The sequence below is a fragment of the Lacticaseibacillus boliensis genome, from assembly GCF_054784775.1.
Genome location: NZ_BAAIHN010000038.1, coordinates 1 through 22,075, shown reverse-complemented (window position 1 = coordinate 22,075; position 22,075 = coordinate 1). Strand labels below are relative to the sequence as shown.

The 22,075-nt window shown below is 50.5% G+C and carries 20 protein-coding genes; 3 read left to right on the top strand and 17 right to left on the bottom strand.

Features of this window, described 5'->3' with window-relative positions; genetic code table 11:
- The 3 genes from ACYVRB_RS12340 to ACYVRB_RS12330 all read right to left on the bottom strand — a co-directional run.
- Positions 1 to 2,806 (bottom strand): mucin-binding protein (locus ACYVRB_RS12340; RefSeq protein ID WP_461215740.1); only part of this gene is annotated, 2,806 nt, incomplete at its 3' end.
- Between the two features lie 407 nt (positions 2,807 to 3,213).
- Positions 3,214 to 3,933, bottom strand: a complete 720-nt coding sequence (locus ACYVRB_RS12335; protein ID WP_461215739.1) for a DUF4811 domain-containing protein — start codon at positions 3,931 to 3,933, stop codon at positions 3,214 to 3,216.
- The gene (locus ACYVRB_RS12330; protein WP_461215737.1) at positions 3,930 to 5,402 is read right to left on the bottom strand and encodes an MDR family MFS transporter; all 1,473 of its coding nucleotides are present in this window, start codon (positions 5,400 to 5,402) and stop codon (positions 3,930 to 3,932) included. The genes ACYVRB_RS12335 and ACYVRB_RS12330 overlap by 4 nt, the downstream gene beginning before the upstream one ends.
- Before the next feature lie 154 nt (positions 5,403 to 5,556).
- Between ACYVRB_RS12330 and ACYVRB_RS12325 the strand changes: the two genes are divergently transcribed.
- Positions 5,557 to 6,009, top strand: coding sequence for a MerR family transcriptional regulator (locus ACYVRB_RS12325; RefSeq protein WP_461215735.1), 453 nt, complete (start codon positions 5,557 to 5,559; stop codon positions 6,007 to 6,009).
- Positions 6,010 to 6,109: 100 nt separating this feature from the next.
- Here ACYVRB_RS12325 and ACYVRB_RS12320 read toward each other — a convergent pair whose 3' ends face one another.
- The 5 genes from ACYVRB_RS12320 to ACYVRB_RS12300 form a co-directional block, all read right to left on the bottom strand.
- The gene (locus ACYVRB_RS12320; RefSeq protein ID WP_461215733.1) at positions 6,110 to 6,706 is read right to left on the bottom strand and encodes a hypothetical protein; all 597 of its coding nucleotides are present in this window, start codon (positions 6,704 to 6,706) and stop codon (positions 6,110 to 6,112) included.
- Entirely contained in the window at positions 6,654 to 6,878 is a 225-nt protein-coding gene (locus tag ACYVRB_RS12315) for a hypothetical protein (RefSeq protein WP_461215732.1), read from the bottom strand. The genes ACYVRB_RS12320 and ACYVRB_RS12315 overlap by 53 nt, the downstream gene beginning before the upstream one ends.
- Positions 6,879 to 6,970: 92 nt before the next feature.
- Positions 6,971 to 7,300 (bottom strand): hypothetical protein, encoded by a 330-nt coding sequence (locus tag ACYVRB_RS12310; RefSeq protein ID WP_461215731.1) that lies wholly within the window; start codon positions 7,298 to 7,300, stop codon positions 6,971 to 6,973.
- A complete protein-coding gene (locus tag ACYVRB_RS12305) occupies positions 7,281 to 8,315 on the bottom strand; it encodes a helix-turn-helix transcriptional regulator (protein WP_461215729.1) in 1,035 nt (344 codons plus the stop codon). Before ACYVRB_RS12305 ends, ACYVRB_RS12310 begins: the two co-directional genes overlap by 20 nt.
- Positions 8,316 to 8,366: 51 nt before the next feature.
- Positions 8,367 to 9,020, bottom strand: coding sequence for a hypothetical protein (locus ACYVRB_RS12300; protein ID WP_461215727.1), 654 nt, complete (start codon positions 9,018 to 9,020; stop codon positions 8,367 to 8,369).
- Positions 9,021 to 9,310: 290 nt separating this feature from the next.
- On the opposite strand from ACYVRB_RS12300, the gene ACYVRB_RS12295 reads away from it, so the two are divergent.
- On the top strand, positions 9,311 to 9,847 hold the full coding sequence (locus ACYVRB_RS12295) for a transposase (protein ID WP_461215725.1): 537 nt from the start codon (positions 9,311 to 9,313) through the stop codon (positions 9,845 to 9,847).
- On the top strand, positions 9,844 to 10,707 hold the full coding sequence (locus ACYVRB_RS12290) for an IS3 family transposase (protein ID WP_461215724.1): 864 nt from the start codon (positions 9,844 to 9,846) through the stop codon (positions 10,705 to 10,707). Before ACYVRB_RS12295 ends, ACYVRB_RS12290 begins: the two co-directional genes overlap by 4 nt.
- Positions 10,708 to 11,389: 682 nt before the next feature.
- On the opposite strand, the gene ACYVRB_RS12285 is transcribed toward ACYVRB_RS12290, so the two are convergent.
- The 9 genes from ACYVRB_RS12285 to yycF all read right to left on the bottom strand — a co-directional run bounded on the left by ACYVRB_RS12285 (position 11,390) and on the right by yycF (position 21,166).
- Entirely contained in the window at positions 11,390 to 11,824 is a 435-nt protein-coding gene (locus tag ACYVRB_RS12285; protein ID WP_461215722.1) for an Hsp20/alpha crystallin family protein, read from the bottom strand.
- 75 nt (positions 11,825 to 11,899) lie between these two features.
- Complete coding sequence (locus tag ACYVRB_RS12280) at positions 11,900 to 12,334, bottom strand: Hsp20/alpha crystallin family protein (protein WP_461215721.1); 435 nt, start codon at positions 12,332 to 12,334, stop codon at positions 11,900 to 11,902.
- Between the two features lie 180 nt (positions 12,335 to 12,514).
- Positions 12,515 to 12,901 carry an iron-sulfur cluster biosynthesis family protein gene (locus ACYVRB_RS12275; protein WP_461215720.1) on the bottom strand — a complete coding sequence of 129 codons (387 nt, stop codon included), beginning with the start codon at positions 12,899 to 12,901 and terminating at the stop codon, positions 12,515 to 12,517.
- A 544-nt stretch (positions 12,902 to 13,445) separates the two neighbouring features.
- Positions 13,446 to 14,810, bottom strand: coding sequence for a S1C family serine protease (locus ACYVRB_RS12270; RefSeq protein WP_461215718.1), 1,365 nt, complete (start codon positions 14,808 to 14,810; stop codon positions 13,446 to 13,448).
- 756 nt (positions 14,811 to 15,566) lie between these two features.
- On the bottom strand, positions 15,567 to 16,364 hold the full coding sequence (locus ACYVRB_RS12265; protein WP_461215717.1) for an MBL fold metallo-hydrolase: 798 nt from the start codon (positions 16,362 to 16,364) through the stop codon (positions 15,567 to 15,569).
- Positions 16,365 to 16,411: 47 nt separating this feature from the next.
- Entirely contained in the window at positions 16,412 to 17,206 is a 795-nt protein-coding gene (locus ACYVRB_RS12260; protein WP_461215715.1) for a two-component system regulatory protein YycI, read from the bottom strand.
- A 9-nt stretch (positions 17,207 to 17,215) separates the two neighbouring features.
- Positions 17,216 to 18,550: a YycH family regulatory protein gene (locus ACYVRB_RS12255; RefSeq protein WP_461215713.1), complete on the bottom strand. Its 1,335-nt coding sequence runs from the start codon at positions 18,548 to 18,550 to the stop codon at positions 17,216 to 17,218.
- A complete protein-coding gene (gene walK, locus ACYVRB_RS12250) occupies positions 18,540 to 20,444 on the bottom strand; it encodes a cell wall metabolism sensor histidine kinase WalK (protein WP_461215712.1) in 1,905 nt (634 codons plus the stop codon). Before walK ends, ACYVRB_RS12255 begins: the two co-directional genes overlap by 11 nt.
- 11 nt (positions 20,445 to 20,455) lie before the next feature.
- On the bottom strand, positions 20,456 to 21,166 hold the full coding sequence (gene yycF, locus ACYVRB_RS12245; protein ID WP_461215710.1) for a response regulator YycF: 711 nt from the start codon (positions 21,164 to 21,166) through the stop codon (positions 20,456 to 20,458).
- Between the last annotated feature and the right edge of the window lie 909 nt (positions 21,167 to 22,075).

Below are 22,075 nucleotides of genomic sequence, written 5' to 3'. Positions count from 1 at the left end.
CTGGCTCATTTGGAACCTTCAGATTCTGGTTCGGTTCTGGGGTATAGCCCGGAACCTTTGGATAATCCTTGGCATCGATCGGATCTCCTGGGAACCCAGTCACTTGCACTGGCGTGGTTGGCGGCAATGGCTCACCGTCTGGATCCTTTGGACTCTTCGGACCCTTTGGTACGACGGTCGTCGTCAGGGTTGCCTTCGGCACCTGGCCAAAGGTAATCGTGAACTCCTGATTATGCAGTGTATCGTGGTCGAAAGTCGCACCAACCGTACCGTCATCGACAAGCACATAGCCTTGATCGATGGCTTTCTGGATATTCGGCATGAGCTGACTGTGATCAACTGCAGTATCGCTTGGACCGGTTATTACCTGATCTGGTGTGATCAGTTGCGTGCCGGTTTGATCGACATACTTAACGGCAGCTTTTTGCGTATCTGGCGTGTAGGTCACAATCGTGTCGCCTGGCTCATTTGGAACCTTCAGATTCTGGTTCGGTTCTGGGGTATAGCCCGGAACTTTTGGATAATCCTTGGCATCGATCGGATCTCCTGGGAACCCAGTCACCTGCACTGGCGTGGTTGGCGTCAACGGCTCACCGTCTGGATTCTTTGGACTCTTCGGGCCCTTTGGCACGACGGTCGTCGTCAGGGTTGCCTTCGGCACTTGGCCAAAGGTAATCGTGAATTCCTGATTATGCGGCGTATCATGATCGAACGTCGCACCAACCGTACCATCATCGACAAGCACATAGCCTTGATCGATGGCTTTCTGGATATTCGGCATGAGCTGACTGTGGTCAACTTCTGTATCGTTTAGACCGGTGATAGACTGATCTGGCGTGACCAGCTGTTTACCAGTTTCATCCACATAAGTCACCGTCGCAGTTTGCTTTACCTCTTTCTTTTTAAAAACCAAGGTAAGGATCTGCGAATCTTTGGTAAACTGAGTGACATTGCCTTCAGAGCGATCATACGTATAGCCATCGATCGTTTTCTCTGGCAAAGTCAGACTGAAAGGACTGCCAACAACACCGCCTAATATGCGATCTGGCTGGTTCGGAATTGCCTGATTATTCTCGTCAACATACTTCAGGGTTACAGTTCCTTTAGTCACTGGGACGCTGTATAAATTCTCCTTATAAGAATAAGAGACGGACGCCCCTGGTGCAAGAGATGCAATCACCGGTGTCTCATATTCAGCAGCTGAATCTAGTTCTTTAGATTTTTCCCATCGTACGTTCGCTAACACTTGACCATTGCTAGTCCCTGCAACTTGTTCTGCATTCTTAAGGTCGCTCACCTTGAACCATTGGCCAACGTTTAGAGTTGCATCTCCCTCAGGAGTGAGATAAAGCGTCAACCCATTAGGATTTTCATCGCTTAACGTGGTGATGTAAGCAGAACCATCACCATTTGAAATGATTGGGACATCATCTGCTAGGGCGGGAGGTGTGTCAACTGATTTGGTCCCGTCATTCATCCCCAACGCGGTGTCAAGCTTTGTGCCAAACTTGACGTTGGTGAGTGCACTTGACGCATCGTTAACAATCACAATCGTATGGTCAAAAGCACCAGTTGAATCAACCGAGATAATCTCCTTGATCGTCAGCTTATGATCAGTGTCAACGATCGACTGTTGGAGGTATTGTGTCCCATCAGAGCCAACGCCTTGTGAAAAGGTTACGGGCAGCCCCTTTGTTTTTGCAAGCGCTTGATAGTCGTCACTCCCATCAGCATTCTTGACAGTTAAGTCACGCATGTAATAGTCACTTGTTCTTCCGGCAAACCAAGAATACTGGTACCCCACACCCGGTTGCGGATTGGCCGTATCACTCACAAAATTATTAAACAACGGATTATCTACGCCATAAAAACCGTTATTAACGTCTGGAAGTGTTGGTGGTACTGCAACCGTAAATGTGTACTGCTTGCCTCCTTGGGTCACTTCACGGCTAATTGAAAATGTTTCCGGATCAGCAATCGGCGTCCATTGGATCGAATCTACCAACGAACTAGAAACGGGATCGACGGCTGTCTTAAACCGAGGTTGGTCTTCATTTAACTCTGACGTGGCGGGTACATCCGCTGATGAGGTAGTTGAAGCGGCCGTAGCCGAAGTTGTTACCACATCTTCTGTCGTTTGATTTGGTGTGACTGCTTGAGCGTTCTGCTGTTTCGTGTCAGAGGTCATTGTCACGTCGGACGTCGTATCACGCTTTTGTCCAGTTGTGGTCGGCTCAGCTGAATTGGTAGTACCCTGTGCAGAGCTTACCCCATACTTAGGGGCTTTGCTCGTATCGACGCTCGTCGCATTAGATTTGGTCTCAACCTGAGCGGGTTGCACATCCTCAGTGGGACCCTGATTCACTTTAGGCTCAGTAGCTACTTTGGGCGTATCCTGTTCGGTGTCAGATGCACCCGTGTTCGCATCATCAGTCTTAGTGGTCGTCGCGGTTGTTTGCGTTGTCTGACTGTTCTGTACTGATTGTTCCTTTAAAATAGGTTTTGTCATCGTAGGCGCCACATCCAGCTTAACCGTCTGCGATGTTGTTGCCATAGCCGATGAATCATTAGGCTTCACAGTTGCCTGAGTTGGCGTCGCATCCGTCGCAGTCGTTGCCGCATGCGTGGTTTGTCCTTGAACCGTCATCACTGTCCCCACAGCAACGAGCAAGGCGGTCAACCAACGTCCTTTACTCTTGAATAACTTGACGCGTGTTTTCACTTCAGGCTCTTGGCGCAATCGGTTATGCGTCGACAACTTGCGATAATCTCCAACCAAAACGATCCCACCCTTCTCAATATCCATACTCCAAAATAAAAAAAAATAATTTTATTTAAGCACAGTATAATTGATGAATAGATCACTATCAATGCAAAAGACTCATTATTCTAGAAATAATAATATTAAAATAGCGTATGTGTGCGGCGAATAATGGGTGCCAAATCATTGGAACGTTTTCCGGCTAACTAAGAAGTGGAAAAGACGCTGTCAGCCGCATTCTGCTTGCCTATTGCTATCATCTGCAGTCCGAGTGATCTTGAACGCCAGCATGCTCGGCGGCAAGATTTCTCGACGAATCTTAACGTTAAAGCATCCGTGCGCATCTGCCACACCGCCTGCAAACACTTTTTGGAAAAACTGAGTATAAAAAACACGTCACTGGCCAAAATTACAGCCGGTGACGTGTTTTCGTATCGTGAAGTTCACGACGATTATTTTGCTTTAACTGCTTTGATCGCCGCTTGGATCGCTTGTTGTTGCATCTTCGCTTGCGCTTGGGCGATCACTTGTTTCTGTTGGGCAGATGTCATGTTCGGGTTGGCAGTTCTGGCTGCGATCACGGCTTGTTGAATAGCCGCTTGCATCTTGGCCTTGGTTGCCGCCGACGGGTGTTGAGCAGACTTAAGCTGCTTAGCCAACGCCTTGGCTTGTTGCGTGGTCAGCTGTGTCCAGGTCTTGGGCACGGTGATCGTGTTGGTTTGGCGCACGAGCTTATGGTTGTTTTGGTTGGAGAAGAAGGCCTTGTAGAAGCCATTCTTGTAGACCCACTCGGTGCGTGCAGTCCGCAACGTCGCCTTGGACCCGGTTTTGACGTTGTTCTTGACGAGGTAATCTGCCTTCGTATGGGTCGTCTTGCCTTTAGCGCTCAGCTTGTAGATGTAGACCTGGCGCTTACCGGAAGTCCCGATGTCTTGTTTCAACAGCATTGGCAGCTGCTTAGACGGGCTGGCGGAATAGATCTTTCGTGTGGTGGTTGTCGTGACCTTTTCCATGCCAAAATGATTCTGGTCGTTGGCGTTGACAAGGTACAATGACCCCAACATCAAGATCCCGAAGATCACGACCAAGACAGATCGCAACCAGCCTTTTTTCATCATGATGAAGCTCAGATACAGGCCGATAACGCCGATAATTAATGTCGCAATAATCATGAGCGCACCTCCTCTGGGGTCACGTCTTGGCTAGCAGTAGGCTTCTTGTTCAATAAGAAGGTCAGTGCCCAGCCAAGGATCGAAAAGCCGATCGCAAACCAGAAGGCCGCGTGATAGCCGCTAAGCGTCGCGTTGAAGAACATGTGCTTGTAGCGCAGCGGATCAGTCGTAATCATGTGCTTGGCTGGTGACGCGTTGCTGGTCACATCAGACAAGACGGAAATCAAGATGGCGGTCGTCATCGAGCTGGCGATCTGGCGAACCGTGTTGTTGACCGCGGTACCATGCCGGATCAGGTTCAACGGCAAGGCGTTCATCCCGTTGGTCGTCAGTGGCATCATGACCATCGACACCCCAAACATCCGGACGGTGTAGATCAAGGTGATGAACAGCGTCGGAGTGTCTGCAGTGATGAAGGCAAACGGCAAGGTCGCAGCCGCCAAGATGAAAAGACCGAGCTGCGCGAGCCGACGAGCGCCGATCCGGTCAAAGACATAGCCGGTGATCGGGCTCATAACCCCCATCATCAAGGCCCCTGGCAACAAGGTCAGCCCAGATTCGAGGGCGGACTTGCCGTGCAGGATCTGCAGATACAATGGCAAGATCATTTCGACCCCGACCATCGCCATCATCGCAATCGAGCTCAAGATCGTTGAAATCGTGAAGATCTTGCTGGTGAAAACTCTGACTTGAACGAATGGTTCGTCGAGTCGCAATTGGCGCCAAACGAACAGCGCGATGATCACCAGGCCGACGGCGATACTGCCAATAACGGTGGCATCGCCCCAGCCCTTGGAGCTGACTTCGGAGAAGCCGTACAGCAGCAGACCAAAACCAAAACTGGATTCGATCAATGACAACACATCGAGCTTCGGGTTGCTGGTTGGTAAAACATCCTTAACGAAGAACAAGGACAGGATCAAGACCAACACGACAACCGGCAGCAACATGCCGAACAGCGTCCGCCAACCGGAGTTGTCGATGACCCAGCCAGACAAGGTCGGACCGATCGCAGGGGCAACCCCGATCGCTAAGCCAGTCAAGCCCATCGCGGTCCCACGTTTTTCTGGTGGGAACAAGTTGAGCATGATGTTTTGTAGCAACGGCATCGTGATGCCGACGCCAAGCGCTTGGATCAAGCGCCCGATCAGCAACATCGCAAAGCTGTTGGCGATGAAGGCGATCAAGGTCCCGATCCCGAAGATCCCCATCGCGCCAAAATACAGCCACTTGGTCGAGACCTTAGCAGAAAGGTAGGCTGATACCGGGATCATGATCCCGTTGACCATCATGAACCCGGTGGTCAACCACTGAACGGTCCCTGTGGAGATATCAAAAGCCTTCATTAAAGTTGGAAAAGCAGTCGTAAGAATCGTCTGGTTCAAGACGGTGATGAAGACACCGACGATCAGTGTCACGACCATCAATGGTACGTTGATTTTCTTACCACGTCGATCTGTAACTGGCAAAATATCGCCCCTCTTTTGTTAATATATTTTGTAATTCGTTTATCATATTATGTGATATTGACAAAACATTATGTTACACTTACGTTATTAACTAGTCAATGAGTTTTCAGAAAATAAAAAATAAAAATGACAAGTCGTCACATTGGAGGTAACGATGGAACCAGATTTTACCAACCGCCTCAAAGTCATGAGTATTTCTGTGGGGATCGGCGAGGCCAGTCGGATCACAGGGGCCACAGTCACCCAGATCCGCTACTGGGAGAAAAAACACCTCGTCCATTCTTTTCGCCGCGAAGACGGTGGCAACAAGCGCTTCAACTTTCCTAACTTAGCCAGCATCATCCTCGTCAAGTCCCTGATCGACGAAGGCTACACCTTATCCAAGGCAGCCGAAGTGGTCACCAGCCATCGCCATCAGGCCGACCGGCTGAAGGTCATCGCCAACGCCTTGATCGATGTCGATGACACCACCACAGATTCAGTCTTCAACTTCGGCCAGCTCGCCAACGATCCGGACTATGACGTGATCGCCAGAGTCGATGATGAAAAGGCTGTTTTCAGTAAGGTACCGCACAAAGATTACCCCGAGGCGCGTTCAACACGCTGACCAAAATAAGCCAGGATCGACGCCGTTATTTGCGTCGATCCTGGCTTATTTTGATGAAAGGTGCCCTATATGTTCTCGCTGTCAGCAGATCGCCAACAACCTACCACTTTGCGATTGCTACTTCTACTTCGTCGTTGAGTGCCTTGCCCTTGGCTTGGAAGGCTTCTGCCTTGATCTGCCAAGCAGCGTAATGGTAGAAATCAAACATCAACGCCTCTGGGAACGCCTTTTGCAGACGCGACGCAAAGCCTTGCACCATGCCTCCGAGCAACACGAAAACGATTTGCTCGCCGGCTCCCAGCACGTCATGCAGCTCGTGTTGAAGGCCCGCAATATTGTAATCAACGGCTTCCGGATGGTCTTTGAGATAATCATTCAGCTGCGCTTCCGTTTTCGTTGCCATGCCGGTCGCCAGCCACTTGCCATCCTCATCAGGATTGAACTTAAACAAATCGGTCATATAAGCACCACTCAAGATCGAGACTTTACCATTGTGCGTCTCAAACTCCGGTGAAAAGGCCCGCTTGACGTTATTCCCGCCATATTGGTTATTTAAGTTGTAGAACTCGTCTAACTTGGCCTGGCGTGCCGCGACAGAAAGCTTTTGGTCCTCGAGGATATCGTTGGCCGGTGTGTAGGGGCGATCACCATAATTCGTGCCTAAAATGACGACCCCTTTTTGCAGATGCCCGCGCAAGCGCGTTAAAGTCTTCCTTATCAGCCGCAACGATCGGAATCGTTTCGTTTACTTTGAAGGAAAAGCCCTTTGGCCAATATGCAAAGCTGCCGATGTGCCCGTATGTCGTCCGAACGCGATCATAATCATCATAGGTTAACTCGTTTTGCTTCCGAAATTCTTCTGGTGTCATGATGTCATCCTCCATTATTCTGCGATTACCACCAACCAAACCGATCCCATTATCATCACCGCCAAGCACCACCTCCTTAACGTTTCGTCTCTTCAGACGTCATCCGGCACACCATCTTCTCTGAGGATTTCCGAGCGATACTCAAAAGTTTCCCGCTCAGCCAACACTGTGTATTCAAGGGGATAAGCTTCAGTCATCAAAAAAAGTCTGACGTCGAGATCGCCAAAATCCTCATCATAATATGAACAAGTGATCGTCCCAACGACACTAGCCGTATGGCTTGCGGTTGCCGGAAAGGTCGCTTCGATTTCCAGCTTGGTGTACTCGTATTCCTCGGGAAAATTATCCTTGAGATCCGCCACCAGTTCCCTGAGTGGATACGGCTTGCACAGCGCATAGAATTTAACCTTCATCCACGACATTGGTAGCCTCCCCTTTTGTTTCCGCCTTGGCATACAGTCCGATAACGTCCGCGGCCTCCTTGATGACCTCATCTCTCAGCTCTTTGGGATGAATGATCGCCACGTTTTTGCCTTGGCTCAATACCCACAACAAAATGCTGGAAAATTTCACCTGAGAAATCGTGACCCGCGTCCCTTGGCTGGATGTTGCGCCAATGTGCGCAGTTGGAAACGCATCTAACACCAAGTTGGGATAGCGGCGATAATCAAACTCGACATCGATGGCTTCGCCACTGCTCATCAGGTAAGCATGCTTGCGGAAGTCGGCCAAATCAAATTTTTGCGGTGGCATCAGATGCTTGTTTGCACGGGTATGGTAGATCTTACCGAAGCGATCCAGCCGATAGACCGCAAAATGATCTTTTTCTCCGCGCACCTTGCCGTGTTCGTACATCGCACAATAAAAATTGCCGTGGTCATAAAACAAGCAATCTGGAAAGCCCAGGTGCGAATGCATCGCATTGTTCATGGACGTCTCCCGGGTCGAGCGGTAATCAAACGTAACGGTCATTTTATTGGCGATGGCACCGCTGAGCTCCCGAAAAATCTGAATGATATCAACGTGGTCATTGTGAGAATACTCGGCGACATTGGCCGCACCCAAGGTCGCTTTTACCTCCTTGCGGCGAGCTGGTGACAATAGACTGAGCAGCGTGGCGAGAAGCGCGTCTTTTTCAGACTTGCGAAAACTCCCGCTGGCCAGTAGGATGTGGGCGATCATCACCAGATGTACGACATCGATCCGCGCTTCTAACTGGTATTTTGCATTTGTTGGCTTTAGATCCATCCCGTTTTCGTTAGCGACTTGACCGATGATTCCCATGTCGCGGAAAAAGGTCCGAGGCGTAATTTGGTAGCGCCGCGTAATATCGGCCTTTTCCAACTGGCCGCCTTGCATTAAGGCAATCATTTCATTCAAGAGGCGTACCATGTGCTCGTCGCCGCGCGTAGATGTTTCCTCTTTATTCAGAACCATCACGTCCTCCTTTGATCGTCGTCAACTCCAACCAAACAGCCAATCGCGACGTTACTTGCGCGAGCGCACCGCAAAGATGCGAGCCACGGGTCGTCCTTCCTCGTTTTCGGTGAATAAGACGTCCACTGGAAAATCACCTCGAGTTTGCATTTCATCCACCCAGCCCAAATAATCATCGGGCAGCACCCAGAAAAACGGTTCAGGCCCTGCCGCAACAGTAATGCCGGGATACCATTGGCCGGTTCCCGCATCGACACACAGCCGGGCATCGAGCAAACGAAACTCTCGCTGGGCGATGTCATCGTGGAGATCAACACAGCGGTTATCATATTTATCGAGTTGCTGATCAGCACCAAAGGCGTCAATTTCATAATGCGCATTGCCAACCAGCTGGGTCGTGTTAGGCAGGCTTTGGGCATCTTCGTCCACATCCTTGCTAACTAATGTACAAGCTCGACGAACCAGCTCGAATGCGGCAACGGTGTCCATAAACGAAATGATATCGGAATCAGTTGCAGGATGGCGAGTCAACGCCTGAAACAACCGGACTTGGAATTCTTCCTGCCTGGTGTGATCCGTCACGAGGCTGATCGCTTGGTCGGGGTCTTCCGTCGGCACCAGACCGAAGCTGCCGGCATCGTACTGGTAACCTGAGATGAATTTGCCACTGTTGTTTTCAATCAACCAAACACGTTGTAATGTCATTGCAGTCAGCCTCCTGATTTCGTTTCCTCAACAATCAATACACGTATTATAAGGCCGCATAGTGACAAAATATGTCACTATATTGGCAGAATTCCATGTTCAGCATTGATCAAATATAAATTTTTGGCTAAAGCAGAGAACAAGACAAAATTAGAGTTCACGAAATAATCACGATTATTACAGAGATGTACGAGCATAGGCAACGCATTTGCGTAGAAAGACCCTGCCAAGCAAAATGAAGTGCCCTACAATTGTTAGACAAGAAGTCTAATGATTGTGGGGCTTTTCTTATGACCAAATATAGTAGCAAATTTAAGATTGAAGTTGTTTCTGCATACCTGAAAGGCGGTATTGGCTACGATAAACTCTGTGTCCGTTTTGAAATTCCTTCAACGAAAACAATTCGGACTTGGGTTACTCAAGCACAGGCGCATGGAATTGGTTCCTTGGCGGTTAAGAGAACTAAGACTAAATACTCGCAAGCCTTCAAGATTACCGTGTTAGAGTATGTGCATACACATAAAACAAGTGAAGCACGGACTGCCGCTCATTTCGGCATTTCTCCTGGGCTAGTGAACTCATGGAATCACATTGTTCGAGAACAAGGAGTTGTCGGTCTTCGTGCTAAACGTGCAGGGGGACCATCTATGGGCAAGCACAAGAAGATCAAGTCAATCAAACGGCTTGAACCAACGCAAGAGGAAAAGTACAAACAAGAGATTTTGGAACTCAAAAGCAAACTACATAAAGCTGAAATGGACCGTGATATTTTAAAAGTACTCGCGACCCTAACGAAGAATTCGTCGAAACACTCTCCACGAAAGTGAAGGCAGGTATCATTACTTCGTTAAGGTCACAATACGATTTCAAAGCGCTGCTTAAAGCGCTCAATTTGCCGCGGGCAACGTACTATGACCGCCTTAAGCGGAATCAAAGAGAAGATAAATACACTGGTGTTAAGGCATTCATCAAGGCCTGTTACTACGGCTCTGAAGAAACATACGGGTATCGTCGCATCCATGATGAAGCAGCTAAGCATGGTTTTCACTATGCCGAAGAATCGTTTCGCCGGTTAATGAGTGATATGGGCTTGAAAGTTACAGTTTACTCTACGCGTACTTCTAAGTATCACTCTTATAAGGGCCGAGTTGGCAAGGTGGCGTCTAACATCTTGAACCAGCAGTTTGACGCTAAACAGCCACTTACTGTATTTCATACCGATGTGACTCAGGTCCGACTCTACAATGGTGAATGGGGCTATATCTCTTCGATTACGGATGAAGCTAGTCGTGAAGTCGTCGCCGCTATCGTTAGTTCTTCTCCAAATAAAGCATTGATTCACGCAACACTCGACGAATTGCAAGATCATCTCAAAGATGGTCTTAAACCCATCCTGCACTCAGATCAAGGCTGGCAATATCAAATGCCAGATTACCAGCAACGCCTAAAGGCTATGAATATTACTCAGAGTATGTCGCGTAAAGGTAACTGTCATGATAATGCACCGATTGAAAGCTTCTTCAGCCTCTTGAAGCGGGAGTGCTTGAATCGATATCAGATTAATAGCCTCACAGATCTACGTAAATTAGTGAATAGTTACGTTGACTGGTTCAACAATGTCAGAATCTCAAGAAACAAAAATGACCTGACCCCGGTTGAATACCGGGAGCAAGCCAAAGTTGCTTAATTCAAAATCTAAATTGTCTAACTTTTCTGTTGCACTTCAAAATCGCAAAGTTTACGATTTACTCGGCAGGGTCCTTCTACACTATGATAAGAACGCTTTATGTCTCAGCCACTAACCAGCAGGATGAAAAAAACGCCATCACTGGCGTCGTTCATGGATGCAACCTAATACAAATTAGGGGCGCAACTCATATGTATTTGTGCTAGAATAACTGGGTAGATGTCTCCCAAGCCATTTACAAGTTACTCAGAATAACTCCCAAGGTTCTGAGCCTCACTCGTCCACAGACGCCCCCAAGCCGTCTGCGGACTTTTTTTACCTCTTAGTCCTGAATTCCCAAGTGTCCCGTTCTAGGATAGAAAAAGCCCGCATGACAGCAGGCCAACAGCCTCTGCATACGGGTCGTCCTGAATGATCCCCAAGATCCGTTCAGGTGAGCGTTACGATTCAGTTCTTAAGATTACATTTAGTATATCTCGAGATTGTCGAAATTACAACGTTATATAAATAAAAATATAAATATAATTTTCCTAAAAATGTCTACAAGCGTCATCAAGACGCCAACAGCCCTGCACCGTTTCATCGCGGTGCAGGGCTGTTGGCGTTACCGAGCTAGAACCGATTAGGGCTCAGCTCGTTGGGTTAGGACATGGATAGGAGGCATTTTACAGTCAGTCAAAAGCTAGTCAATATTGATCTGGTGTGAGCTTTGTTGGGTCTCTGTCAGCTTCGGCAGGGTCACGGTCAAAACGCCATCGGTATAAGCGGCCTTGATTGCCTTGTCATCGACGTTTGGCAACCGATAGCTGCGGCTCATCGCGCCATAACTACGCTCGCTCATCAACGTGTTGCCTTCCTTATCTTGATGGTCATTGTAGGAAGCCTTCTTCACGCTGACGCTCAAAATATTGTCTTGGTAGTTCAACTTGATGTTGTCCTTGTTGATGCCAGGCACATCGATCTTGGCGACATAATCCTTATCGTTTTCGGTGATATCAGTCTTCAAAACCTGGCTGGAACTTGCCGTTGGCATGAAATTGTCGAAGAACCGACGCCCCAAGTTGTCGAAGAACGGATCCTCTAACCAGTCATCGCGACGCATCATTTCGTTAGCCATACAACAGACTCCCTTTCTATATCGTGATATTTTAATTGACATTATTTTAGGAGGCATTTTGCAGTCATTCAAAAGCTAGTCAATGTTGATTTGGTGTGGACTTTGTTGAGTCTCGGTCAGCTTTGGCAGGGTCACGGTCAGCACGCCATCGGTATAAGCGGCCTTGATCGCCTGATCATCGACGTTAGGCAGCCGATAGCTGCGGCTCATCGCGCCATAACTACGCTCGCTCATCAACGTGTTGCCTTCCTTATCTTGATGGTCATTGTAGGAAGCCTTCTTCACGCTGACGCTCAAAATATTGTCTTGGTAGTTCAACTTGATGTTGTCCTTGTTGATGCCAGGCACATCGATCTTGGCGATATAATCCTTGTCGTTTTCGGTGATATCAGTCTTCAACACCTGACTGGAACTTGCCGCTGGCATGAAATTGTCGAAGAACCGACGCCCCAAGTTATCGAAGAACGGATCCTCTAACCAGTCATCGCGACGCATCATTTCATTAGCCATACAACAGACTCCCTTTCTTTATTGCGGTGGTTGATCACCGCTCCTTGTTTACATAATATATAGTACTCACTTTTAGCACTCTAGTCAATAGAGTGCTAAAAGTTTTTTGAATTTGGCCAAAAAAAATCAGCGCCACGCGACCCCGTAAGGTTTCGTGGCGCTGACGCCTTGTGTATTTGGTTAGCAGATCTTGTCGCCGATGGCTTGTTGGACTTCTGCAGTCAGCGGTGTTGGCCGGTTGACCATCACTGCCCCGTCAAGGATCCCGGAATCATCGCGCAACACCAATGTGGCTTGTTGATAATCCAGCACTAAGCCGTTGCCGAGATACATCAGCTCCAAGTCGCCTGTGGTCAACGGCACCCCGGCATCGTTATCCACCTTGATCGCATAATCGGAATCTTCAGCATCGGTCAAGACCAGCTGGTACTTATTGCCGATCGCACAGGTGCCGCCGAGCTGTGAGTACTTGCTAGAGCCGTCGTCTAATGCTAAGAATACCCGGTCTTCTGGCGCCATCTTAGCTTGCAGATAAGTCAATGCTTCTGGCTTGATCGTGATTTTCATGCGATATCCTCCTAATTGATTGTGCGCAACTTATTAACTAACTATAGTATAGTAAATTCAGGCGCGCATGTCAATGTTTTCCCCACTGTGCACACGACGCACAACTCATCCCCAAAGTTTATCCACACCGCGGCGGCCACGCCCCCATTATCTGGTAGTGAGGTGCGAGGTTGACACCAGATACTCTGCCAGAAAAAATCAAGACAATAATTTTTTACCGGCACTTATCAACAACCTTCAAAAATTAAAAATCCTTCATTGGAAGCGGCGTATCCCTTGCACCCCAACGGACACACAGATGTTCGCCTGTACAATAATTTTTTTATCCACAGGTTGTGCACATCCTGGGGAAAAATCCACGCACACCCGTTCAACCTAGTTATGAACACTATCCACAGAGTTATCCACAGGCACCGTTAGGAGTTATTCCCACCTCATATCCACACTTGACAAGTTTTGCACGCTCTTTCCCTTTTAATCAAAAAAAACGTCTTTGCCACGCAACCGCAAAAGTGGTCGCGTGGCAAAGACGCTTAATAGCCTATTAGTTACTGCTGCTGTTGCTGTCAGTCGAAGAAGACAGCGAGTCAGTGGTTTGCGTCAACTTCACGTTAGTCGTCTTCTTGGTCCCTTCATGGTAATAGGTGACCTTGACGGTATCGTTGACAGCGTGCTTGTACAGCGCCGTCCGCAGATCAGCGACGCCGGTGACCTTGTCGTCGCCGATTCCGACGATCACATCATATTGCGACATGCCGGCCGCCTTGGCAACACTGCCGCTGGTGAAGCCGGCGACGACCGCCCCGCCAGTGACAGACGTTGGCAGCTTCAAGACAGATTTTTGCTGGCTAGCTGTGACACTGGAGAGATCGCGGATCTCAACGCCAAGTGCAGGACGGACGACCTTCCCGTTAGTGACCAGCTGGTTGATGATCGAAACGACTTCGTTACTTGGAATGGCAAAGCCCATCCCTTCGATCGTGGCCGAATCGGAACTAGAGCTCGACGATCCGGACAACTTCATCGAGTTGATCCCGATCACTTGCCCAGAAAGGTTGATCAGCGGACCACCGGAGTTTCCGGAGTTGATCGCGGCATCGGTTTGGATAACCGTTTCCTGCCCAGTTGCTTGGCCGGTGTCTTCGTCGGTGACGTCGACCGTCCGCGAGGTGGCACTGACAATCCCTTGGGTGACGGAAGTGGCATATTGCGAGCCCAGTGGCGATCCGATCGCCAAGACGGTCTGGCCGGCTTGTAGCTTGCTAGAATCGCCAAACGACGCCACGCTGGATACTTTGTCTGCGGAGATGGACAAGACGGCCAGATCAGTGGTCTCGTCGGTCCCGACCTTCTTGGCGGTGAGCTTGGTGCCATCGCTCAAGATGACTTCCAGCGCGTCGGAGCCGGACACCACGTGATTGTTCGTCACGATATACGCCTTGCCATCTTTCTTCTGATAGATGACCCCGGAACCTTCACTATACTCTTGCAGATCAGAGCTCGAGGAATTGTTGTTTGATGAATTCGAATTACCATCACCGGCGTTCGAATCACCGTTGCCAAAAATCTGATTGAATTCATCTAAGCCACTAGAGGTACTTTGCGCCTTTTGCAGGTTCACGACAGAGACCACGGCGTTTTTGACCTTGGCCGTGGCGGTCGTGCTGGCACTGGTTTCTTTGACTGAGACGTTAGACACCTGGGTCGTGCCCGACTTCTGGGTGCTGGAGACGACACCGAGGTCTTGGCTTGCGCTGGACTTCAGCCCCCAATAAGCGGCCCCGCCACCGACGCCGCCACCGATGATTGCCGCCACCACGGCGACCACCGCGGTTTGCTTGATGCTATTATGCTTTTTCGGTGTGTTTCCCGGATCCTTTTCCTGGAAATTATGAGATTGATTGTCCATGATGCTCTCCTCCCTCAAGTACGATCTTTGTTCATGGTTTAATCTTACAAAGCGGATTTGATGATTTTATGAAGTTTATACGCAGAAGTCCGGAAACGTTACCGCCTTGATTAGATAGCAATATAGGTCCGGACAGGGCGCGCTACGACAGGAGATGGCTGGAACCGGTGCGAGGCGCTCAGAAGCTAACTCAGGCGTTGCCTGAGTGGATCTTCCTCGACGCCTTTGTTGTAAGCGGCAAGCCGCTAACAACAACGCCGCGCCTGAGCCATCTCCCGTCTCCACGCACCCCGTCCTCACATTTACGTCCTAAGGCAACCATCCAGGTGTGGGTAAAAGCGACTCCAAGTCAGATTGACCTGCTTCTGTCACTTTCGCCCACATCCTAGACTCAGCGTACTACCGGATATTTACGACTAACCAGGATGTCGGCCTTCGGGAGGCAGTGGGATAGCGGCGCGGAGGCGGAAATGGCGGTATGCCGTGATAACGCCAACGCCTGTGAGACAGCGTAGCTGGCTTACCGGTGTTGGCGTCGGCAATTTTGGAGACGCGAAGCGGCTTCAAAATTAGTCGTAAGACTGCGAAGCAGACTGAAGACGGCCGCACAGCATACTGCCATTTCTGCCGCAGCAAAGCTATCCCACTGCCTCCCGGAGGCCACCAAGCACTGAAGGTATAAAAAACGGCGGCACCACGAACGGGCCGTCGTTAATCTAATTATGGAAGTGATGCCTGCATGCTGTCAACTTTTCGCTATGCCCCAACGGTAAACATCGGGTCTGCGATGGCGGGATCGGTATCGTAGACATCAAAGTCACGCCCGACGCCTAAACCTTGCTCCTGCAACATGCCCGCCACGGTGATGTGGGCGAGCGACTTGACGTTGTTGTGCGGTGACAGATGGCCGAGATACACGCGCTTGGTACGCGGGCCGATCACATCCATGATTGCGTTGGCACCATCTTCGTTGGACAAATGTCCGGTGTCACTCAAGATGCGCTGCTTCAGCGGCCACGGGTAAGGGCCCATGCGTAACATCTCGACGTCGTGGTTGCATTCCATCACATACGCATCCGCATCTCTGATCGTGCCTTCGACGGCATCGGACACATATCCGGTATCCGTCAAGATGGCGAAGGCCTTGTCATCGTGGTGTAGCTGATAAAATTGCGCCTGGGCGGCATCATGCGACACGGCGAAGCTTTCGATATCCAAGTCTCCGAGACTCATGGTCGTGCCCGGTTCGAAGACCCGGACCTGATCTGCCGGCAGCTTGCCGATCGTCTGCGGCAGAGCCTCCAGCGTCAGCTGGTTGGCGTACAAGGTGATGTTGGGATACCGCCGCGTCAAGACGCCGACACCTTTTGAATGGTCTGTATGTTCATGGGTCAAAAACAGACTGTCCACATCAGACAAATCGCGCCCGATGCTTTGCATCAGCGCCTGCAGTTTCTTCCCAGAAAAGCCGGCATCGACTAACACCTTATGTTGCGGCGTTTCGATGAACGTCGCGTTGCCTGAACTTGAACTTGCTAACACACTGACCCGCATTCCAAAATCTTCTGTCAATGACTTATGATCCTTTCTAGCCTGACGGTCTACTCTTCGTTGGTCCGATCTTTCACCACCGTTTTGGTGATGGCGTTGAGTTTCTTGATCGTCACGCTTTTACTACCTTGATTCTGGACCCCGACAAACCACGTCGGGACATATACTGTACTGCCTTTGGTGTCCAATAGATAATTATACGCGAGTTCGACCCATTTGACAGAGGCACCGTTGGCCAGTTCGTTATCTTTATACAAAGCAACGACCGCGTCTCTGGCCGAAGTCAGCTTGACATCGCTTTTGAGCACCGACATCTTGGAGATATACGTCTGGGTGTAGCTGATCATTTTGTTATCGTTGATCATGAAGGTGAGCTGGGCGCGCTTGTCGTAGATCTTATGCCCTTGGATCTGCTGGCAGAAAACATACTTATTGGTGCTCGACAGGCTTTCGCTGTACCGATAGTGACTACCAAACTGCACATGTGTCGGGTCTTGCAGCCACTTGGTCAGCGTCTGCACCCTATTTTTCTTGAACGTCAGCGGTGTGTGCAAGACCGAGCTTAGCCGATTGTTGTCAAAACTCAACGTCTGGCCTTCCAGCTGATTGCGGTTGTCCACAAGCACAGTGTTAGCTTGGGACGCGAGATATCCCCCGGTTGGCGTCCTAGTCGCCAGCTTCGGTAACTTGATCTGGTCGCGTTGAATATCCGCGACGATCTCGCTGGTCGTCGATTCGCTGACGGCCTGATCGATCTGTTGGCTTTGGTAGAAACTGATGCCCAAGAAGATGTTCACCGCAAAGAAGACGAGCAAGAAGATCCATTCGATCCGTTTAAAATCCATATGCCCCTCCTATTCCTGCGTCTGCTTATCCGCATCAGGCCCTTGCCAGCTGGTATAGCGGCGATAGTGGCCGTTGATCTCGACGAAATACGTTGGCGTCAGGTTCACGACTTGCGAGTTCTCCTTTTGCTTCTGCCACTCATAGCCCAACACCACATCTTCGATCGCATCGTCGTGGTAGCCCACGGCCCGCAGATGTTGCCACACCGTCTCGGAGCTTGGCAAGCTGGTTTTGGCCTGGTTCGTCGGGATCGGTACCGTCAGATTATTCATTGAAAAGAACATCTGTTGGCCGCTGCTGGTGGTTGCGACTGTCACCCGGCCATAATAGTCCGGATTGAAAACCGGTAACCCTTGGGCAAACGAGCGGTAGGTCACCTTGCGGCTGGCCTTGTTGTAGTGTGAATACCGCATCGCGTTCAACCCCAACAAGTCGAGCTTACCAAGTGCTGAATACGACTTGGTCAGGTTAGTGGCGAGATCGGTCGATTTCGATACCGCAGTAGCATTATCGTATTGCAACACATCGGTATCGGTGTTCAGTGTCAGCCGGTAATCCGTTCCCGCAGTATACACAGTGTCGGTCCCGAGCTCACGCGCATCCACTGCAGAGGCGGTGGTTGGCATCAACAGTGAGACGTAATGGTTGGCACTTTGTTGATCGAGTAGGTACACATAAGGCTGCACCGTGATCGGTTGCGAATAATTGGCGATCTGGCGGCCATTACTCAGCCGCTTTTCTGTGGCCGCAAACCCGGTTTTGGCCGCGGCATCGACCACCTTATTCAGCTTGGTCAGCGAATGTTTGGCCAGCGTACCGGTATGGATCGACCGCGTCGCATCGTTGACGAAAACCAGCGAATTGGGATGCCGGTCGAGATTGACGATCAGCCGGTCGAAAGTGAAGTTGGCGTTTGATGACGTCGCCTTCTTGGTAAAAAAGGCGGTGTTAAACGTGCTGTATGCCATCTTGTCGGGATACACCAGTTGCAGCGTCGCATCGGTGCTCAACAGCGCGGTGTATTCGCTAGCTGTCAGCTTACCGCTATCCGCGACGGTGGTTAGCTGCCAATCGCTCATGGCAGACCGGATCGTCGTCGTAACGTTATCATCAGGTGCAAACAGCAACTTCTTGTTGCCACCGTGTTGGTAATAAGCCGTCGTCGGCGCCATCACGACACCGGCGCTTTTGTTGTTGTCAGCGTCAGCGTGGCGGGTGACCGCCACTTCGGCTTGTTGATGACCGAGACGCGATGGATTACGCCAGATCAGCCAGGTCAACACGACACTCAAGACGATCATCGCGGTCAACCCGATCCGCAAAAGCCACCCACTAAGCTTCATCCCAGTCATCTCCTTCCTCTATTGGTTCATACGGCAAAGAGATGTAGAAGGTACTGCCTTTGCCTTCTTGCGAGTCGACCCAGATACTGCCGCCCAAGGCTTCGACAACTTCCTTGGAAATTGCCAGGCCCAACCCGGTGCCGCCTTGCTGCCGACTGCGGGCTTTGTCGACCCGGTAGAAGCGATCGAACACTTTGTTGATATCCTTACGCGGGATCCCGAGGCCTTGGTCGCTGATCGACAAAATGACGTGGTTGTGGGTTTCCACAAGCCGCGCGGTGATGACGCCACCTTCGGGCGAGTACTTGATCGCGTTGTTCATGATGTTGTCGATCACTTGCATGAACTTGTCTTGATCGACTTCGACCCACAAGTCGCGCTTGGTGATCTCACGGCGGATTGAGTACTGCTTCTTGCGGCTAGACGGCAACGGCTGGACCCGGTTATTGTCGCCGCCGGCCGTTTCGTTGTCAGTTTTGAGCATCATGTCGAAGCGGTCGAGGATATAGTTAAAGAACTCGTTGAGGTTGATAGTTTCCAGATTGATCTTGCTCGTGCCTGAATCCATCCGTGACAGACTCAACAGGTCGTTAATCATCCGGATCATTCGGTCGGTTTCTTCTTGGGTCACCTTCAAAAACTGCGGGGCGATTTCGGGATCTTTCCACGCGCCATCGGTCAGCGCTTCGATATATGACCGCATCGACGTCAGCGGCGTGCGCAACTCATGCGAAACGTTCGAGACGAATTCCCGGCGTTCGCGTTCATTTTTCTGCTGTTCGGTGACATCATGAAGCACCGCCACCAGCCCTGAGATAAAGCCGGTTTCACGCTGGATCAAGGAGAAGTCCACACGCAAGATTAGGTCGTGCTCGGACTTCTCGGAGAAATCGAGCAACAGCTCTTCTTGGTTCTCCAACAGGTCTCGCAACGTATAGTCTTTGGCGATGTTGAGCAACTTCAAGATTGACAAGCCGATCACGTCTTCGTTGCGCGTGCTGAGCATATCCAGCGCAGTCTCATTGATGATGATCACGTTGCCGCGGCGATCGGTGGCGATGACGCCATCGGTCATGTGTGCCAGCACTGAATCCAGCCGCCTGCGCTCGGCTTCGCTGGCCTCTTGGGCCTCTTCAACGCGCACGCTGAGGTTGTTGACGGCGACAGCCAGCTGGCCCAGCTCGTCTTGACCGTAGATGCGCACCTGCCCGGAATAATCCCCGCGCGCCATGCGGATGGCTTGCTTTTTCATTTCGTCGATCGGCCGCGTGATCGCCCGTGAGATCACGATGGATAAGATTGTGGCCAACAAGCCGGCAGACAGCGACGCGATCAAGAAGATCCGCACGATCTTGTTGATGTTGTTATACACCGAATCCATCGATGCTGAGATCACAATAGCCCCGATGACGGCGGAACCGTCCCCGGTGGCGTTAGGGTTTTTCAGCGGGATGATCTTGGTGTAGGTCGAGCCAATCGAATCGCCATACTGGAAGCCTTCAAAAATCTGGCCGTTATACAACACCGACTTGACGTTGCCCGAGGCGGACTTTTGCCCGACATCAGATTGATCGTTGATGTTAGAATTAGCCCGGATCGTCCCTTTGGCGTCGACCACCTGCAACTCCGCCGTGTTGGCGATTTCCGCTTGGGTGATTGTCGTTTTGATATCACTGTTGGCGGTGCTGGCATCGGTGCGCATCAGGTCGGATTCAAGCTTGCTTTGGATATACGGATCCACATTCAGGCTGGTTTTGAACGTCTCGACGTTCTGCTGTTCCAAAGACCGCACAAAATACGCGCCAATGAGCTCCACGGTTACTAACAGTAACAGGATAAACACCAGCGCGATCTTAAAGTGAATCGATTGGAAAAAATGAATCTTCTTATTCATTGAACTACTACCTATTCCGCGTCAGGATTCCGCAAATAGTAGCCGACCCCACGACGGGTGATCAGCCATTCAGGATGCGATGGCGCGTCTTCGATTTTTTCACGTAGCCGGCGCACGGTGACATCCACCGTCCGCACGTCACCGAAGTAATCGTAGCCCCAGACGGTTTGCAACAAGTGCTCACGCGTCATGACCTGGCCGAGATGCCGCGCCAAATAGTGCAACAACTCGAACTCCCGGTTGGTCAGCTCGATCTTCTCGCCGCGCTTGGACACGGTATAAGCGTCTGGGTGGATCGTCAAGTCGCCGACGGTCAAATCTTTGTTCTCGTCGTCAGGTTCTTGGGCCTGCTGGTTGGCAGATTGCCGCCGCAGGTTGGCCTTGACCCGGGCCACCAGCTCGCGATTGGAGAATGGCTTGGTGACATAGTCATCGGCCCCGAGCTCCAAGCCCAGCACTTTGTCGATTTCGGAATCTTTGGCCGTCAACATGATGATTGGCGTGTCGCGATCTTTGCGGACTTGCCGCGCGACTTCCAACCCATCGATCTTAGGCAGCATCAGATCCAAAATGATAAGGTCGGGGTTTTCGGATTCAACTTTGGCCAGTGCTTCTTCACCGTCATAGGCGGTAACGACGTCGTAACCTTCTTTTGCTAAATTAAACTTCACGATATCAGAGATGGGTTTTTCATCATCAACCACTAGGATCTTCTTTGCCATGAATTGGCCTCCTTGGTCATATTGTCTCTATTATAACGGTTTATCTGATTCTGAGCAAAACCACCCCTCAGGCACCGCCATTAGCCAACATATCAAGAACTTGCAAGCCTTGTACGGCCGGGCGTGAGTGAAAGCAACTCCAGCAGGTCAATCTGTCGTGGAGAGGGTGCTCGGCGGAGCTAACTCAGCTTTGCTGAGTGGATCTCCACCTGCGCCTGGCTGTAGGCGACAAGTCGCCAACAGCCATCTCACCACGTCAGATTGACCTGCTTCCATTGTTTTCACTCGCACCCTGGATTGCGACGTATCAGGCGAATTTGTTGTCACAGCTATATTGCGTTCTCGATCAAGCCACGTTCTGTCAATTCCGGTCTGTCTATGATCATGTTCTATAAGCCGATCTTCAGGGATTTACAACTACAGATTCGCGCGAGTCGCAGACGAACGAAGCTTGGATATGTACATCTAACCGGATATCATCCTCCGAGAGGAAAAGGGATCGCGGCACTATACAAATATGGCGTCGGCAGAAGCAAAGACGCTAAGGCGCTTTGAGTCGTATACCTGCCGCACAGCACCTAAAGGATGTCTTTAACACTCAAACTGTCCTAATACGCAGAATCCAGGGCGTGGGCAAAAGCGACGGAAGCAGGTCGATCTGACGTGGTGGCATCATTGTTGACGACTTGTCGCCATACAACGCTCGGCCGCGATGCGATCTCCCCTTGCTTCAATTACAAGCTAGCTTTTCGAAAAATCATTTGTTGGCGTACAATAGTTACCCTGGATTATTCACCTCGGTATTTGGGACATGAAATCGCATCTGGCCGGTCTGAAAGCAACGTTTGGAGCGTTGCGAATACTGACTGAGCGGAGAAGTTGGTGATCGATGCACCACGAACAGACCGA